The sequence below is a fragment of the Ornithinimicrobium humiphilum genome, assembly GCF_006716885.1.
Lineage (GTDB): Bacteria > Actinomycetota > Actinomycetes > Actinomycetales > Dermatophilaceae > Ornithinicoccus > Ornithinicoccus humiphilus.
The window spans coordinates 2004572-2019488 of the sequence record NZ_VFPU01000001.1; the positions used below are offsets into that span (position 1 = coordinate 2004572).

General features: G+C 73.4%; 13 protein-coding genes and 1 riboswitch. Of the genes, 3 read left to right on the forward strand and 10 right to left on the reverse strand.

Translation table 11 applies throughout. From position 1 onward, the window contains the following. Positions 1-56 precede the first annotated feature (56 nt). From FB476_RS09455 to FB476_RS09465, 3 genes are read right to left on the reverse strand one after another with little or no spacing between them, the layout of a single operon-like run. Positions 57-668 carry a Trp biosynthesis-associated membrane protein gene (locus FB476_RS09455; protein WP_141818540.1) on the reverse strand — a complete coding sequence of 204 codons (612 nt, stop codon included), beginning with the start codon at positions 666-668 and terminating at the stop codon, positions 57-59. Then, positions 665-2470, reverse strand: coding sequence for an ABC transporter ATP-binding protein (locus FB476_RS09460; protein WP_141818541.1), 1806 nt, complete (start codon positions 2468-2470; stop codon positions 665-667). The genes FB476_RS09455 and FB476_RS09460 overlap by 4 nt, the downstream gene beginning before the upstream one ends. Further along, positions 2467-4299 (reverse strand): ABC transporter ATP-binding protein, encoded by a 1833-nt coding sequence (locus FB476_RS09465; RefSeq protein WP_141818542.1) that lies wholly within the window; start codon positions 4297-4299, stop codon positions 2467-2469. Before FB476_RS09465 ends, FB476_RS09460 begins: the two co-directional genes overlap by 4 nt. A 118-nt stretch (positions 4300-4417) precedes the next feature. Here FB476_RS09465 and FB476_RS09470 point away from each other — a divergent pair, with 118 nt between their 5' ends. Together FB476_RS09470 and FB476_RS09475 are read left to right on the forward strand one after the other, a co-directional pair. Beyond that, entirely contained in the window at positions 4418-5068 is a 651-nt protein-coding gene (locus FB476_RS09470; RefSeq protein WP_141818543.1) for a TIGR03085 family metal-binding protein, read from the forward strand. Next, positions 5058-5663: a nucleoside/nucleotide kinase family protein gene (locus tag FB476_RS09475; protein WP_141818544.1), complete on the forward strand. Its 606-nt coding sequence runs from the start codon at positions 5058-5060 to the stop codon at positions 5661-5663. Before FB476_RS09470 ends, FB476_RS09475 begins: the two co-directional genes overlap by 11 nt. 13 nt (positions 5664-5676) lie before the next feature. Here FB476_RS09475 and FB476_RS09480 read toward each other — a convergent pair whose 3' ends face one another. After that, positions 5677-6150, reverse strand: coding sequence for a PH domain-containing protein (locus FB476_RS09480; protein WP_141818545.1), 474 nt, complete (start codon positions 6148-6150; stop codon positions 5677-5679). Continuing rightward, the gene (pnuC, locus tag FB476_RS09485; protein ID WP_141818546.1) at positions 6147-6866 is read right to left on the reverse strand and encodes a nicotinamide riboside transporter PnuC; all 720 of its coding nucleotides are present in this window, start codon (positions 6864-6866) and stop codon (positions 6147-6149) included. Before pnuC ends, FB476_RS09480 begins: the two co-directional genes overlap by 4 nt. Positions 6867-7013: 147 nt before the next feature. After that, positions 7014-7142: riboswitch (FMN riboswitch) on the reverse strand. A gap of 127 nt (positions 7143-7269) precedes the next feature. Here pnuC and FB476_RS09490 point away from each other — a divergent pair. Beyond that, on the forward strand, positions 7270-8568 hold the full coding sequence (locus FB476_RS09490; protein WP_141818547.1) for an HNH endonuclease signature motif containing protein: 1299 nt from the start codon (positions 7270-7272) through the stop codon (positions 8566-8568). Between the two features lie 111 nt (positions 8569-8679). Here FB476_RS09490 and rpe read toward each other — a convergent pair whose 3' ends face one another. The 5 genes from rpe to FB476_RS09515 form a co-directional block, all read right to left on the reverse strand. After that, complete coding sequence (gene rpe, locus FB476_RS09495; RefSeq protein WP_238329644.1) at positions 8680-9354, reverse strand: ribulose-phosphate 3-epimerase; 675 nt, start codon at positions 9352-9354, stop codon at positions 8680-8682. A 24-nt stretch (positions 9355-9378) separates the two neighbouring features. Then, positions 9379-10959, reverse strand: a complete 1581-nt coding sequence (locus FB476_RS09500; RefSeq protein WP_141818548.1) for an RsmB/NOP family class I SAM-dependent RNA methyltransferase — start codon at positions 10957-10959, stop codon at positions 9379-9381. Beyond that, positions 10952-11890, reverse strand: coding sequence for a methionyl-tRNA formyltransferase (gene fmt / locus FB476_RS09505; protein WP_141818549.1), 939 nt, complete (start codon positions 11888-11890; stop codon positions 10952-10954). The genes FB476_RS09500 and fmt overlap by 8 nt, the downstream gene beginning before the upstream one ends. An 88-nt stretch (positions 11891-11978) precedes the next feature. Further along, positions 11979-13781 (reverse strand): ABC transporter ATP-binding protein, encoded by a 1803-nt coding sequence (locus FB476_RS09510; protein WP_141818550.1) that lies wholly within the window; start codon positions 13779-13781, stop codon positions 11979-11981. Next, complete coding sequence (locus tag FB476_RS09515) at positions 13781-14893, reverse strand: ABC transporter permease (protein ID WP_238329645.1); 1113 nt, start codon at positions 14891-14893, stop codon at positions 13781-13783. Before FB476_RS09515 ends, FB476_RS09510 begins: the two co-directional genes overlap by 1 nt. Between the last annotated feature and the right edge of the window lie 24 nt (positions 14894-14917).

Here is a 14917-nt window from a genome sequence, read left to right on the forward strand (position 1 = left end):
GCGTGCGGCCCGGCGATGGTCCGCCCTCATTGTGCCAGCAGCCGGAGCCCGTCGGGTCACCCCTCCGCCGGACGCCCCGGAGGTGTGTCGTCCTCCGGGGCGGTGGGGTCACGCCCCTCCGAGAGCGCGCGCCAGTCCTCGGCGTCCCGGCGCCGCTCCAGCTCGGCCTCCGGCGCCGGGGTATGCCGTTCCCCCGGCCCCGGGGCACGCATCGCGTCGCCGGGCGACCCGTCGGTGCGCCGCGGCGACGCGTCGTCCCTCCGGCCGGCGCGGGAGGGTGCGAGCCAGAGCAGGGTGCCGACCGCCGCCAGCAGGCCGGACACGACAGCGGCCCAGAGCCAGCCGGTCCGGGCCGCGGACACGACGCCCGGCGCGCCGGCCGTCGAGGTCGCCGCCGCGAGCACCGCGCCGGCCGCGACGGCGACCCCGGCGAGGGCGGCCACCGGGCGCGCCGCGCGCAGCCCCGCCAGGCCGGCGACCAGCGCAGCGGCGCACACGAGGGTCGCCGGGGCCAGCCACGGCACGATCTCGGCCGCCCCGAGGGCACCGCGCGTGCGGGGCGCCCCGGGGGCCGCCTCGGTCACCGTGCCCACCCACGGCTGGGTGGACGCGAGGAGGACCAGCCCGCACCCGAGGAGGGCGAGGGCGGCGGCCCCGCGCCGGCTCATCCGCCGCTGCGCTGCTGGGCCGCCCACGAGGCGTGCATCCGGGAGTAGACCCCGCCGTGCCCGACGAGCTCGCGGTGGGGCCCGACCTCGACGACCCGGCCCTTGTCCACGACGACCACGACGTCGGCGGCCTCGGCGGTGGACAGCCGGTGCGCGATGGCCACCGAGGTCCGGCCGCGCGTCAGCCCCTCCAGGGCCCGCTGGACGCGGACCTCCGTCGAGGGGTCGACCGCGCTGGTCGCCTCGTCGAGGACGAGCAGGTCGGGGTCGGCGAGATAGGCCCGGGCGATCGCGACGAGCTGCCGCTCCCCCGCCGACAGCGACTCGCCGCGCTGGCCGACGTGCGTGGCGAGGCCGTGCTGGAGCCCCTCGACCCAGGGGTCGAGGCCGAGCTCGGTGATCGCCAGGGCGATGTCCTCGTCGGTGGCCTCCGGCCGGCCGAAGCGGATGTTCGCGGCGACGTCGGCGTCGAAGAGGAAGCCCTCCTGCGGGACGAGCACGACCCGGCGCCGCAGCGAGGCGAAGGCCAACCGGCGCAGGTCGACGCCGTCGAGCAGGACGCGCCCCTCGGTGGGGTCCATGAGGCGCGTGAGGAGGCGGGCCATCGTGGTCTTGCCCGAGCCGGTCTCCCCCACGATCGCGACGCGGGTGTGCGGCTCGATGCGCAGGTTCACGTCCCGCAGCACCGGCTCGCCACCGGGGTAGGCGTAGGAGACGTCCTCGAAGACGACGGTGATCGGGCCGCGCTCCTGGTGCACGCCCTGCTCGCCCGGGTCGGCCACGTCGGCGGGGGTGTCGACCACGCCGATGACGCGCCGCCAGCCCGCCACGGCGTTCTGGAGCTCGTTGAGGATCTCGGTCGCCATGAGGACCGGCTGGGTGAAGAGGTTGACCAGGAAGAGGAAGGCCAGCAGCTGGCCCAGGGTGACGTCGCCCCGCACCGCCAGGACCGTCCCGACGGCCAGCACGATCGCCGTCGTCAGGCCGGCGAAGCCCTGGCCGGAGACGAACGCCATGACCGATCGGACCTGCGCGCGGATCGCCGACCGGCGGTGCTCCTCGATCGCGCGGTCGATGCGCTCGGCCGTGCGGTCCTCGACGCCGTAGGCGCGGATGGTCACCGCGCCGACGATCGCCTCGCTGATCGCGCCGAGCATGTCGCCCACCCGTGTGCGGACGGCACCGTAGGCCTCCCCCAGCATCGGCTGGAAGCGGCGCACCAGGAAGACGAGCGGGATGAAGCACAGGTAGACGACCAGGGCGAGCACCGGGCTGTAGAACAGCATGAGGAGCGTCGCCAGCATGATCTGCGCCGTGGAGATCAGCAGCATGAGGCCGCCGAACTGCACGAACATCGAGATCGTGTCGACGTCGTTGGTCACGCGGGAGACCAGCGACCCCCGACGCTCGGTGCTCTGGGTGAGGACCGACAGGTCGTGGATGTGGCGGAACGCCCGCATCCGCAGCGTCGCCAGGCCCGACTCGGCCGCGGTGAAGAGCCGCACGTTGACGAGGTACTGGGCCACGCTCGTGACCACCACGGCGGCCGCCGCGACGAGGATCGCGCGCAGCACGAAGCCGGTGTCGGGGCCGCCGTCGGCGAGGATGCCGTTGTCGGTGGTCTGCTGGACGACGAACGGGATGAGCACGCGCCCGAGCGTGGCGACCACGGCGAGGACGACGGTGAGGCCGATGCCGCGTTTGAGCTCGGGCGAGAGCTCGAGGCCGCGCCGCAGCGTCGCCAGGGTCCCGAGGGAGCTCTGCCCCTCGATCCGGCTGCTGGTGAAGCTGTCGTCGCTCACAGGCCCTCCTCCCCTCGCTCGACGGCGGCCCGCTCGGCCGCCTCGCGTGCATAGGCGTGCACCAGATCGGCATACCCCCGGCAGCGGCCCACGAGCTCGTCGTGGGTGCCCTGGTCGACGACCCGCCCGTGCTCGACGTAGACGACCTGGTCGGCCAGCGTGATCGTGGCCATCCGGTAGGCGACGACCAGGACGGTGGTGCCCGCCCTGGCCTCGCGCAGGGCGGCCAGGATGGCCTGCTCGACGGACGGGTCGACCGCGCTCGTCGCGTCGTCGAGGACGAGGAGGCGGGGGTCACGCCAGACCGCGCGGGCCAGGGCGATGCGCTGCCGCTGGCCGCCGGAGAGGGAGCCGCCCCGCTCGCCGATGACGGTGTCGATGCCGTCGGGCAGGGTGGAGACGAAGCCGTCGGCCTGCGCGACCCGCAGCGCCTCCCAGACCGACTCGTCGGTCGCGTCCTCGCCGAGGGTGACGTTGCCGCGCACCGTGTCGTCGAACATGAAGGTCTGCTGGGACACGAGGGTGGCGACCGAGGGCACGACGCCCCGCGCCAGCTCGCGCACGTCGACGTCGTCGAGGCGCACCACGCCGCTGACGGGGTCGACCAGGCGCAGCGAGAGGTTGACGAGCGTGGACTTGCCCGAACCCGTGGGCCCGACGAGCGCGGTCGTGGACCCCGCCTCCACGGTGAGGGTGACGCCGCGGATGGTCGGCTCGTCCTCGCCCTCGTGGGTGTAGACGACCTGCTCGAGGGCGGCGCGCGCCGGTGGCCCCTCGGCGGGGAGGCGCACGTCGCCGTGCTCCATCGCCCCCTGGGCACGGAGCACGTGCTGCACGCGGTCGTGGCCGACGACGGAGCGCGGGAGCTCGGCGAGGACCCAGCCGAGCGCCCTGACCGGGAAGGCGAGGATCGAGAAGAGGTAGGCCATCTGGACGACCTGGGCCGCGTCGAGCTCGCCGCGGGCGACCTGCCAGGTCCCCGCGCCCAGCACCGCCAGGGTGCCCAGGGTGGGGATGGCCTCGATGACGGGCTCGAAGGTGCCACGGGTACGGCCCACGAGGATGAGCGCGTCGCGCAGGTCGTGCGTCGAGGAGCGGAAGCGGGTGGCCTCCTCGTCCTCGCGCCCCATCGCCTTGACGACCAGGCCGGCCTCGAAGGACTCGTGCGCGACGGCGGCGACCTCGGCACGCAGCTGCTGCGCGCGGGTGATGCGCGGCGACATGAACTGCTGGAAGACGAGGTTGGCGGCGAACAGGCCCGGGAAGACGAGCAGGCCGATGAAGGCCAGCAGCGGGTCGACGACGACCATCATCGTCCCGGCGATCACGAGCATGAAGATGACACCGATGGCCATGGGCAGGGGGTTGAAGACCTGCCACGTCGCCTCGATGTCGGCGTGGGCGTTGCTGAGCAGCTGGCCCGAGGGGTGGGCGTGGTGCCACGACAGGGGCAGGCGCAGGTACTGCCGGGTCACCCTGCGGCGGTAGCCGGCCTGCAGGTTGAAGCCGGCGACGGTCGCGTAGACGCGGCGCAGGATGACGCCGACGACGTTGACCACGAGGACCGCGACCAGCACGCCGATGATCGTCCAGAAGCCGACCGTGGTGAGCCGCCCCTCCCCGACCGCGGGCTCGATGACGGTGTCGGTCACCCAGCCGATCGCGCCGGCCGTCCCGACGGTCGCGGCAGCCCACAGCACCGACCCCAGCACCGCCACGGAGAACGGCTTCGGCTGCTCCCTGATCCCGCTCCAGACGACCTTCAGGCCTCGGCGCAGGACCGCTCGGTCGGCCGCGAGCCGGGGCACCGGTTGGCTGGCAGTGGACATGCGTGGGTAGACCTCTCGACGGCGGCGGGGGCGGGGTGGGGTTCCGTCATCTTGTCACGTCGTCCGACGTCCGCCCGTCGGGAGGTCGTGACGGCCGTGGCGTGATGAGATTGACGGTATGAAGCCCGGCACCGCCATGCGACACCTGTTCGCCGACACGGCCCTCTCCCTCGGCCCCGACGCCCCCACCCTGTGCACCCCCTGGACCGTGCGCGACCTCGTCGCCCACGAGGTGGTGCGGCAGTCCCGCCCCGACGCCCTGCCGGGCATCGGCCTCGACGTCGGCGTGCTCCGCCGGCGCACCGAGACCGTCCAGGCCGAGATCGCGCGCCGCGACTTCGAGGAGCTCGTGCGGACGGTCCGTCAGGGTCCGCCCGTGTGGTGGCCGACCCGCCTCCCGGGCGTCGACGAGCTGGTGAACACGGCCGAGTTCGCCGTGCACCACGAGGACATGGTCCGGGCCCAGCCCGGATGGGAGCCGGGGCCCTCCCCCTACGGCCCCGAGCTGGCGACCGCGCTGTGGAAGCAGCTGCGCCAGGCCGGCCGGGTGGCCTACCGGTCGGCGCCGGTGGGCGTCGTGGCCGTGGCCGACGACTACGGCCGGGTCGCGCTGCGCCGCCCCCGCCCGGGCACCGGCACCGTCGTGCTGCGCGGCGAGCCGATCGAGCTGCTCCTGCACGCCTTCGGGCGCACCGACGCCGCGCAGGTCCGGCTCGAGGGCTCGGACGCCGACGTGGGCGCCCTGCTCGCGCACACCCGTGCCTTCTGAGGACGCCCCGGACCGGTCCACCTTCGAGGCGCTCTGGCCGCACGTCCGCCCGGTGGTGGAGGGCGCCGGTCGTGGTGACGGCCGGCCGGTGCTCGTGGGGGTCGACGGCCGCAGCGGGTCCGGCAAGACCGACCTCGCCGCCTGCCTGGTGTCCGCCGTGCGCGAGCTGGGCAGGACGTGCGGCGAGGTGCACCTCGACGACCTCTACCCGGGGTGGTCGGGACTGGCGGCCGGCCTGGAGCCCCTGTGCGCCGGGGTGGTGACGCCGCTCTCCCGCGGCGAGGCGGGCAATTATGTCTCCTGGGACTGGCATGCCTCCAGGCCGGGTCGCCGGCGGGACGTGCCGGTGGAGCAGGTGGTGGTCGTCGAGGGCGTCGGCACGCTGGCCGCCCCCTGCGCCGACCTGCTCGACCTGCGGATCTGGCTCGAGGCCCCGGCCAGGGTGCGCAGGGAGCGGGCGCTGCGCCGGGACGGCGAGGTCTTCGCGCCCCACTGGCAGGAGTGGGCCGACCAGGAGGATGCCCTCTTCGCCGCCGGCCCCCCGCCCGCCGACCTCGTCGCGGACACGGGCACCGGCCGGGTGCGGCGCGGCTGAGCCGCCCCGGACCTCAGCGGTCGGCCACGCCCCGGTGGTGGTGCTCGACGAGGGCGGCCAGACGCGAGGCGTCCTGCTCGGCCCGCTGCCCGTCGGAGCGCTGGATCGCCATCAGCGCGAGCTCCTCGGTGTCGGTCAGCTCCAGCACGGCCCACGGGGCCCCGCCCGAGTAGCCGACGCGCAGGATCTCCGCCCACTCCAGGTCGCGGGTGGTGAAGAGGTTGACCACCCGCAACCCGGAGGGGCTCGGCACGGCGCGGATCCGCGCGTAGCGCCACAGGAACAGCGCGCCGACGACGCCCAGCAGCGCGATGGCGATCCTGTTGAGCAGGAGCACCGACGGGTCGCTGCCGATCGGCATCGGGGAGAAGACCGCGACCGCGCCGAAGACGAGGACGCAGGCCACGGCCATCACCCGCGCGACCCAGGCCCCGACCACCGGCCGGAAGACGGCGTAGGGGTCCTTGCGGGGCGTCGCGGCGGTCATCCCACCAGCGTACGGTCCTCCTCGGCGAGGTTCGGACCACCGCCGGTGGGCGCCTCGACGCGGGCGGCCTTGCGCCAGACGACGAAGCCCCAGAGGACGAAGGCGCCGTACACGGCATACAGCACCGCCGACGGGTAGTAGCCGGAGTGCCACAGCAGGGGGATCCCGACGAGGTCCACGGCGATCCAGACCAGCCAGAAGTCCACCCAGCCGCGGGCCATGGCGTAGGTCGCGAGCATCGAGCCGACGAAGATCCAGGCGTCGGTCCAGTAGTACCAGCGGGGCGCGGGCCAACCGGCACCCACCTGGGCGAAGACCCACTGGGCCAGCAGCACGAGCACGGCGGCACCGATCAGGTATGCCGTGCGCTCGCGGGCGGTCGCCCAGCGCGGGGTGATGGCGGGCTCGTGCCGCTCACGGGTGCGCTGCGAGCGGCGCCACGCCCACCAGCCGTAGACGCTGGTGAGGATGAAGAACACCTGACGGGCGGCCTGCCCGAACAGGCTGTGCTCCTGGGGCGTTGCGAACCAGACCCCCATGAAGACGGTGAAGAGCAGCAGGTTGCCGATGATGCCCACCGGCCAGGCCCAGACCTTGCGGCGCATGCCGAGGATGGCGGAGGCGAGGCCGAAGCCGTTGCCGACCACCTCGCGCCAGGCGATCGGGTGGCCGGCGATGGTGAGCTGAGCGTTGAACAGGTCGTTCCAGACGTCCACGGCTGCATCCTTTGCGGATCGTGCGGCCGGAACGACGAAGAGCCCCGGCCGCGTACGGTGTGGGCGCCGGGGTGTCGTGCGAGTAGCTGAGACGGGTGCCGCGGCCGACGACGCCGGCGTACGCCGACACCGAGGGGCCTCGAGACCCGCGTGCTTCCTCCCATCCGGACTTTCACCGTCGGTCCTGGAGTTTCACCAGGTCAACCGGCCGCTGGCTGCGGCCGGGTCGCGGACTATCACCGCCGGCTCGGAATTTCACCGACCCCGGAGCACGTGTGCAGCGCCGAGTCTACCGCTCGGACCCCGACGGCTCCTACCCCCCGGGTGATGACCTTTCCAACATCGTCTTATGGCCTGTGGACGGCGACGGAGGGGCGTCGGTGTTCGGATGTATGTTCGATTCATGCAGCAGGTGCCGGGGAGGGCGCGGCCGCCGAGGGGGATCGAGTCGGCGGCCGGTGACTCCTGGCTGCTGGCCGATCGGGCGTGGCTGCCCAGAGACTTCCCGGTTGACGTGAGCCGTCCGGAGCTGGTGCAGGACGACCTGGTGGTCGAGTCGTTGGGGTGGATCCCCCGGGCGGTGGCGGACCTGGAGCGGTCCCGGTTGGTGATGGCCACGGAGGCCGTCGACCGGGGGTTGCACCTGGCCGGGGGGTTCTCGGTGGTGGACTGGCTCGCGCTGCGGTGTCCGGACCTGGAGCGGCGTGCGCTGTACGACCTGGCCCGGTTGGCGCAGGCCGGGCGTGAGTCGGTGCACGCCCCGTTGATCGAGCGCGTCAAGAACGGGCAGATGAGCCTGGCGCGGGCGGCGAGGCTGCACCGGGCCCTGCAACGGGTGCGGCCGGGCATGCCGGTGGATGAGTACGCCGCCGCCGTGGAACTGCTGGCCAAGGCCGGGTCCGACCCGGTGTTCGACGACAAGGACATCGGCAGGATCGTGGACCGGCTCGTCGCGCAGTGCGTGGACGAGCGGGACCACGAGGCGAAGGCCCGCAAGAAGCACGCGATGCGGGGCATCTACGAGTCGAGCCTGGCCGACGGGTCGGTGAAGCGGTGGGTCATCACCTTCGGTGACGACGCCGACTACGAAGCTGCGAAGGCGATCATCGACTCCCCGCTGGCCGCGCCGGCCTCGAAGGAGGAGCAGGAAGCGACCGGTGAGCTGGAGCTGCGGACGGCGACCCAGCGCAGGTACGACGCGTTCCTGACCGTGCTCCGCCGTGGTGTCGCCGGGACCGAGGGTCAGCCGACGACACCGAAGGCGATGCTGATGGTGACGTTGGACTTCGAGACGCTCAAGCGGCAGCTGTCCGAGACCGGTGGTCACCTGCCCGGGGTGGGTTCGACCCTGGGTGGGGTGCCGTTGCGGGCGGAGGCGATCCGCAAGCTGGCGTGCGAGGCCGACATCATCCCCGTCGTGCTCGGTGGACCGTCGGAGATCCTCGACCAGGGCCGCCGCAAGCGCCTCATCACCCCCGCCCAGCGCGTCAGGTTGGCCGCGCGGGACCGGGGGTGCACGATCCCGGGGTGCACCGTGCCCGCGACCTGGTGCGACGCCCACCACGTCATCCCCTGGGCGATGGGCGGGCGATCAGACCTCGGCAACTACGCCCTGTTGTGCCCGAGGCACCACACCTTCGTGCACGACCGGAACCTCACCGCGACCGTGACCGAGCTCGGTGTGAGGTGGCATCTGAGATGACCCAGCCCCGAGCCCGGCCCGAGTCGGCCGGGCGACGAGGTGTGCCTGCCTGCCGGCGAACGCGTCCTTCCTTGCGCGCCCTGGACCTGTGCGTCCGTGCCCGTCGCCCCGTCAGGCCCCGCAGGCGGCGTGAGCGGTCGCGCGCAGCTCGGCGATGCGCGCCGCCACGTCGTCGGCGCCGTAGACCGCCGACCCCGCCACGAAGACGTCGGCCCCCGCCTCGACGCACTGACCGATGGTGTCGAGGGACACTCCCCCGTCGACCTGGATCCAGACGTCCGTGCCCCGCCGCTTCGCCGCCTCGCGCACCGCGCGCACCTTGGGCATCTGGTCGGCCATGAAGGACTGGCCGCCGAAGCCCGGCTCGACGGTCATGACGAGCACCATGTCGACCTCGGCGAGGAGCTCCTCGTAGGGCTCGAACGGCGTCCCCGGCTTGACGGCGAAGGCGGCCCGGGCCCCCGCCGCCCGGATGGCGCGCGCGGTCGCGACCGGGTCGGCAGCGGCCTCGACGTGGAAGGTCACCGACCTCGCGCCGGCCTCCGCGTAGCCGGGGGCCCAGCGGTCGGGGTCCTCGATCATGAGGTGGCAGTCGATCGGGACCGGGCTGACCCGGACGAGCGCCTCGACCACCGGCTGCCCGAGCGTCAGGTTGGGGACGAAGTGGTTGTCCATGACATCGACGTGGGCCCAGTCGGCGTCGGCGATCCGCCCCAGCTCGCGCTCCAGGTTGGCGAAGTCGGCCGAGAGGATGGACGGGCTGATCTGCAGGTGCGGGGTCGCCATGGCGCACACCCTAGCCAGGTGGGTTCAGCGCTTCCGGAGCAGGGCGACGAACATGCCGTCGGTGTCGTGCCGGTGGGGCCATAGCTGTGCCCAGGGCCCCTCCCCCGTGTCCGCCAGAGGCTGCCCGCCGCGGTCGAGGAGGAACGGCCGGACGTCGACGAGCTCGACGTCGTCGCGCCGCTTGAGCACGTCCTTGACCACGAGGTGCGTCTCGGCGATGTGCGGGGAGCACGTCGCCCACGCCACGAGCCCGCCGGGACGGACCGCGTCGAGGGCCGAGCGGAGCAGGTCGCGCTGGAGCGGGCCGAGCTCGGTCAGGTCGGCGGGGGTCCGCCGCCACCGAGCCTCCGGTCGGCGACGGAGCGCTCCCAGCCCGGTGCACGGGGCGTCGACGAGGATCCGGTCGTAGGAGTCCGGCTCGTTGGCCCCGACCTCCCGGCCGTCGCCCACGGTCACGGTGACGTCGGCGCCCGCCTCCACCGCCCCGGAGAGCGTCTGGCGGACCAGCTGGGCGCGGTGCGGGCTGACCTCGTTGGCGTGCAGCGACGCACCACGCTGGTGCGCCAGCGCGGCGAGCAGGCCGGCCTTGCCGCCGGGACCGGCGCACAGGTCGAGCCACCGGGCATCGGGTCCGTCCAGCGGGGCCGAGGCCAGCGCCAGCGCCAGCAGCTGGGAGCCGGCGTCCTGCACCGCGGCCCGTCCCTCGCGCACGCTCGCCAGGTCCCCGGGGTCGCCCGAGGGCAGGGTCCACGCCGTGGGAGCCAGCGGCGAGGGGGTCGCCCCGGCCTCCTCGAGCTCGGCGTCCGCCACGAGCCCGGGTCGGGCGACCAGGGTCAGCGGGCCGGGGGTGTTGTGGGCCGCGAGCAGCTGCGGCAGCTCGGTGTCCGGCAGGCCGTTGGCCACCAGCGCCGCCCGGAGGGCCCGCACGATCCACTCCGGGTGGGAGTGCTCGAGCGCCGCTCGCGCGATCGGGTCCTCGATCCCGGCGGTGACGAGCTCCACCCAGGCGCCGGCGCCGCGCTCGGTGACCCGGCGCAGCACCGCGTTGACGAAGCCGCCCGCGCCCTGGCTCACGTGCTGGCGCGCCAGCGCGACCGTCGAGCTGACGGCAGCGTGGTCCGGCACGCGCATGCCGAGCAGCTGGTGCACACCGAGCCGCAGGACGTCGAGCACGGGAACGTCGATGCTCGCGGCGGCGCGGTCGGCGGCGTGGGCGACGACCGCGTCGTAGAGCCCCTGCATGCGCAGGGTGCCGTAGGTCAGCTCGGTCGCGAAGGCGGCGTCGCGGCCGCGCAGCCGGGCGCGCAGCAGCGCGCGGGGCAGCTCGAGGTTGGCGTACGCCCCGTCCTCGTGGACGGACCGCAGGACCGTGTATGCCGTGTCGCGCGCGGGATCTGCGGTCCGGGCGCGCTGACCGGGCGTCTGGGCCGATCGCTGGCGGGGTCCTCGGTGCCCACCGGTGGGACGGCCCTCGCGACCGCCACCGGATGCGCCACGGCGCGGGGCGGGTCCTCCGCCGCGCCCACCGCGCTGTCCGTCGCCGTGCCGGCCGTCACCGCGACGCTCGTCCCGGCGGCCGTCGCCGCCACGTCCTGCATCAGCCATCGAAGCGCTCCCCGGGCTCGGGACGGACGCCGCGCGCCCAGTCGGCGGCGGCCATGACCTTCTTGCCGTGCGGCTGCACCTGCCCCAGACGGACCGGTGTCGTGCCGGTCCCGACGAGCACCTCGCGCCGTCCGGCGCGCACCTCACCCGGAGCCAGGACAGGCTCGCCCGCGTCCGCCTCGACGGGCTCGACGGGGTGCAGCTTCATCCGCTCGCCCCGCCAGGTGGTCCAGGCGCCCGGAGCCGGGGTGCAGCCCCGGACGAGCCGGTCGACGGCGAAGGCCGGACGGGTCCAGTCGACGCGGGCGTCCTCCACCTCGATCTTGGGAGCCAGGCTGACGCCCTCCACGGGCTGCGGCTCCGGCACCAGCTCACCGCGCTCCAGGGCGTCGAAGGTGGCCACGAGCAGGGCGGCCCCGGAGACGGACAGCCGCTCGAGCAGGTCCCCGCTGGTGTCACGGGGCCGGACGGTCTCGGTCAGGCGCCCCAGCACGGGCCCGGTGTCGAGGCCCTCCTCGAGCACGAACGTGACCGCCCCGGTGATCTCGTCACCCGCCATCACCGCGTGCTGGACCGGTGCCGCGCCGCGCCAGGCGGGCAGCAGCGAGAAGTGCAGGTTGACCCAGCCGTGGGGCGGCAGGGCCAGCAGCTCCGGGGGCACCAGGGCGCCGTAGGCGACCACGGCGCACACGTCCGGGGCCCAGGCCTCGAGCTGCTCGCGAACGCCCTCGTCCCGCAGCCGGGCGGGCGTCGCGACGGGGATGCCGGCGGCCTCCGCCGCCTCCCGGACCGGCGAGGGCCGGGTGCGGCGGCCACGTCCGGCCTGGGCGTCGGGACGGGTCAGGACGCCGACCACCTCGTGCTCGGACTCCAGCAACGCCCGCAGGGACGGCAGGGCCACCTCGGGGGTGCCCGCGAAGACCACTCTCACCTCATACCTCCACCGTCACTGTGGCACGGCACGGCGGCCCGCACCTCTCCGGGTGGGGCCGCCGTGCGCGTGCGTGCGTCGCCGACGCTCAGGCCTCGTCGGCCTCGTCGGAGATGGACTCGCGGAACTCCTCCACGCTGTCGATCTGCAGCTCGGCGATCTCCTCGCCCTGGGAGAGCAGCAGCTCGTGGCGCTCGCGGCGCCGGCGCTCCTGCTCGATCGGGTCCGGGACGGGGGCCGCCGCCAGGAGGCGCTGGGTGTAGTCCTCCTGCGGGTTCTCCATGATCTGCTCGCGCGGGCCGGCCTCGACGACCTTGCCGTTCTGCAGCACGACGACCTTGTGGGCCAGCAGGTCGATGACCGCCAGGTCGTGGCTGATGAAGAGGCAGGCGAACCCGAACTGCTCCTGCAGCTCGGCGAAGATCTTCAGCACCCGGGCCTGGACGGACACGTCGAGCGCGGACGTCGGCTCGTCGGCCACCAGCAGCTCGGGGTCGAGCGTGAGCGCGCGCGCCACGCAGATGCGCTGTCGCTGGCCACCGGAGACCTCGTGCGGGTAGCGGTTGTAGACCTCGCGCGGGAGGTGGACCGCGTCCAGCAGCTCGTAGACCTTGTCCTGCCGGCTCTTGCGGTCGCCGACGCCGTGCACGACCAGGGGCTCGGCGATGCACTCGCCGATCGGCAGCCGCGGGTTGAGCGAGGCGGCCGGGTCCTGGAAGATCACGCCGATGCGCTTTCGCAGGGCCTTCTTCTGGCGCTTGTTGAGCCGGGTCATGTCCTCGCCCAGGAGGCGGAACTCCCCGCTCGCGGCCGGGATCAGCCCGAGGGCGCACCGGCCGATCGTGGACTTGCCCGAGCCGGACTCGCCGACCAGGCCGACGATCTCGCCCTTGCGGACGGTGAAGCTCACGTCGTCGACGGCACGGAACGGCGGCTTGCCCAGGCGCTGGTACTCGATGACGAGGTTCTTCAGCTCGATCGCCAGCGGCGCCTCGGCGTCGACCTCCTCCTTGACGTGGATGCCCATCTGACCGCGGCCCTGGCCCATCCGGGGCACCGAGCCCAGCAGCATCCGGGTGTACTCGTGCTGCGGACGGAGCAGGACCTCCTCGACGGTGCCGCGCTCGACGATCTCGCCCTTGAACATCACCGCGACGCGGTCGGCCATGTCGGCGACGACGCCCATGTTGTGGGTGATGAGGAGGATGCCGGTGTTGAGCTTGTCCTTGAGCGAGCGGAGCAGGTCGAGGATGTCGGCCTGCACCGTCACGTCGAGGGCGGTGGTGGGCTCGTCGGCAATGATGACCTTGGGGTCGCAGCTGATCGCCATCGCGATGACCACGCGCTGGCGCTGGCCGCCCGAGAGCTCGTGCGGGTACTTCTTCAGCTGCCGCTCCGGCTCGGGGATGCCGACCATCTCGAGGAGCTCGACCGCACGGTCGAGGGCCGCCTGGCCCCGGGCCACGTGGTGCAGCTCCATCGACTCCACCATCTGGGTGCCGATCGTCAGCACCGGGTTGAGGGCGGTCATCGGCTCCTGGAAGACCATCGCGACCTCGTTGCCGCGCAGGCGGCGCATCGCGCGCTCGCCCAGGCGGCCGACCTCACGGCCGGCCACGTTGACCGCGCCGCCGATGGTGGCGTTGCGCGGCAGCAGCCGCATGGCGGTCATCGAGGTGACGGACTTGCCGGAGCCGGACTCGCCCACGAGGGCGACGACCTCGCCGGGGCGGACCTTGAGGTCGACCCCCTTGACGGCGTGGACGCTGCCGAACTCGGTCTTGAAGCGGACGTCGACGTCGTCGAAGGAGAGGACGACCTCCTCACCGTCCGTCGGCGAGCCGGAGCCGGTGTAGGCCTGTCCGGTGTAGCTGTCGGTCGGGGTCGTCATCAGTCCGCGGTCCTGTTCTGACGGGGGTCGAAGGCGTCGCGGAGGCCGTCACCGAGGAAGTTCACGGCGAGGGCGATCGCGAGGATGATCATGCCGGGCCACCAGAAGAGCCAGGGGCGCGACTGGAAGCTGGTCTGGTAGGTCGAGATGAGCAGACCCAGCGAGGTGTCCGGCGGGCGCACGCCCCAGCCCAGGAAGGACAGGGCCGACTCGGTGAGGATCGTCGCGGCGATCGCCAGCGTCGCGCTGACGATGATCGTCCCGATGGTGTTGGGCAGGATGTGCTTGAAGATGATCCGGCCCGACCCGGTGCCGATGGCCTCGGCGGCCGTGACGAACTCGCGCTCGCGCAGCGAGAGCACCTCGCCACGCACCAGACGGGCCAGACCCGTCCAGCCGATGACGCTCAGCAGGAAGGCCAGCGGCCAGATGCCGCCGTTGGCCATCTTGCCCAGGACGGCGGCCAGCACCAGCGCCGGGATGACGATGAAGAGGTCGGTGATGCGCATGAGGATGGCCTCGAGCCAGCCGCGGTAGTAGCCCGCGACGGCGCCCACGATCGTTCCGATGATGGTCGAGACCAGACCGACGGTGAAGGCGACGATCAGCGAACGCTGGGTGCCGCGCATCGTCAGCGCGAAGTAGTCCTTGCCGGCGTTGTCCTGGCCGAACGGGTGCTCGCCCATCGCGGGCGGCCACAGGCTCAGCGTGGGTCGTCCGCCGTCCTCGACGAGCGCGCCCTCCCAGAAGTTCTTGCCCCACCAGCCGGGGATGATCCCGTAGCCGATGGAGGTGAAGGCGAAGGCGGTGATCGCCAGCAGCGCGAAGAGGGAGATCATCGCGCCCCGGTGCCGCAGGAAGCGGCGCCGGACCAGCTGCCCCTGGGAGTAGGACTTCTGGCTCAGGTCGAGCTGCTTCTCCACCGAGTAGCGGGTCGACAGCGGGTCGGAGTCGCCGAGGTCGCTGATCTCGTCCGCGACGTCCGGGTCCTGGGGGGCCGCGTGGTCGTGCTGGCCGGGGACCGGCGAGAGGCCCTCGTCGCCCGAGCCCGGGACCTGGGGACGGTCCTGGTCGGGGCGGTCGCCCTCCGGCGGGTTGGTGTTGTCGTTCATCGGATGGTCCTAGCTGTTCGGGCC

What these genes read in the sequence shown, in the direction of transcription:
- FB476_RS09510 (WP_141818550.1), bottom strand. Translation starts at nt 13,781, where the DNA reads ATGACGACCCCGACCGACAGCTACACCGGACAGGCCTACACCGGCTCC.
- FB476_RS09515 (WP_238329645.1), bottom strand. Translation starts at nt 14,893, where the DNA reads ATGAACGACAACACCAACCCGCCGGAGGGCGACCGCCCCGACCAGGAC.
- FB476_RS09490 (WP_141818547.1), top strand. Translation starts at nt 7,270, where the DNA reads ATGCAGCAGGTGCCGGGGAGGGCGCGGCCGCCGAGGGGGATCGAGTCG.
- FB476_RS09470 (WP_141818543.1), top strand. Translation starts at nt 4,418, where the DNA reads ATGAAGCCCGGCACCGCCATGCGACACCTGTTCGCCGACACGGCCCTC.
- rpe (WP_238329644.1), bottom strand. Translation starts at nt 9,354, where the DNA reads ATGGCGACCCCGCACCTGCAGATCAGCCCGTCCATCCTCTCGGCCGAC.
- FB476_RS09480 (WP_141818545.1), bottom strand. Translation starts at nt 6,150, where the DNA reads ATGACCGCCGCGACGCCCCGCAAGGACCCCTACGCCGTCTTCCGGCCG.
- FB476_RS09500 (WP_141818548.1), bottom strand. Translation starts at nt 10,959, where the DNA reads ATGGCTGATGCAGGACGTGGCGGCGACGGCCGCCGGGACGAGCGTCGC.
- FB476_RS09465 (WP_141818542.1), bottom strand. Translation starts at nt 4,299, where the DNA reads ATGTCCACTGCCAGCCAACCGGTGCCCCGGCTCGCGGCCGACCGAGCG.
- FB476_RS09455 (WP_141818540.1), bottom strand. Translation starts at nt 668, where the DNA reads ATGAGCCGGCGCGGGGCCGCCGCCCTCGCCCTCCTCGGGTGCGGGCTG.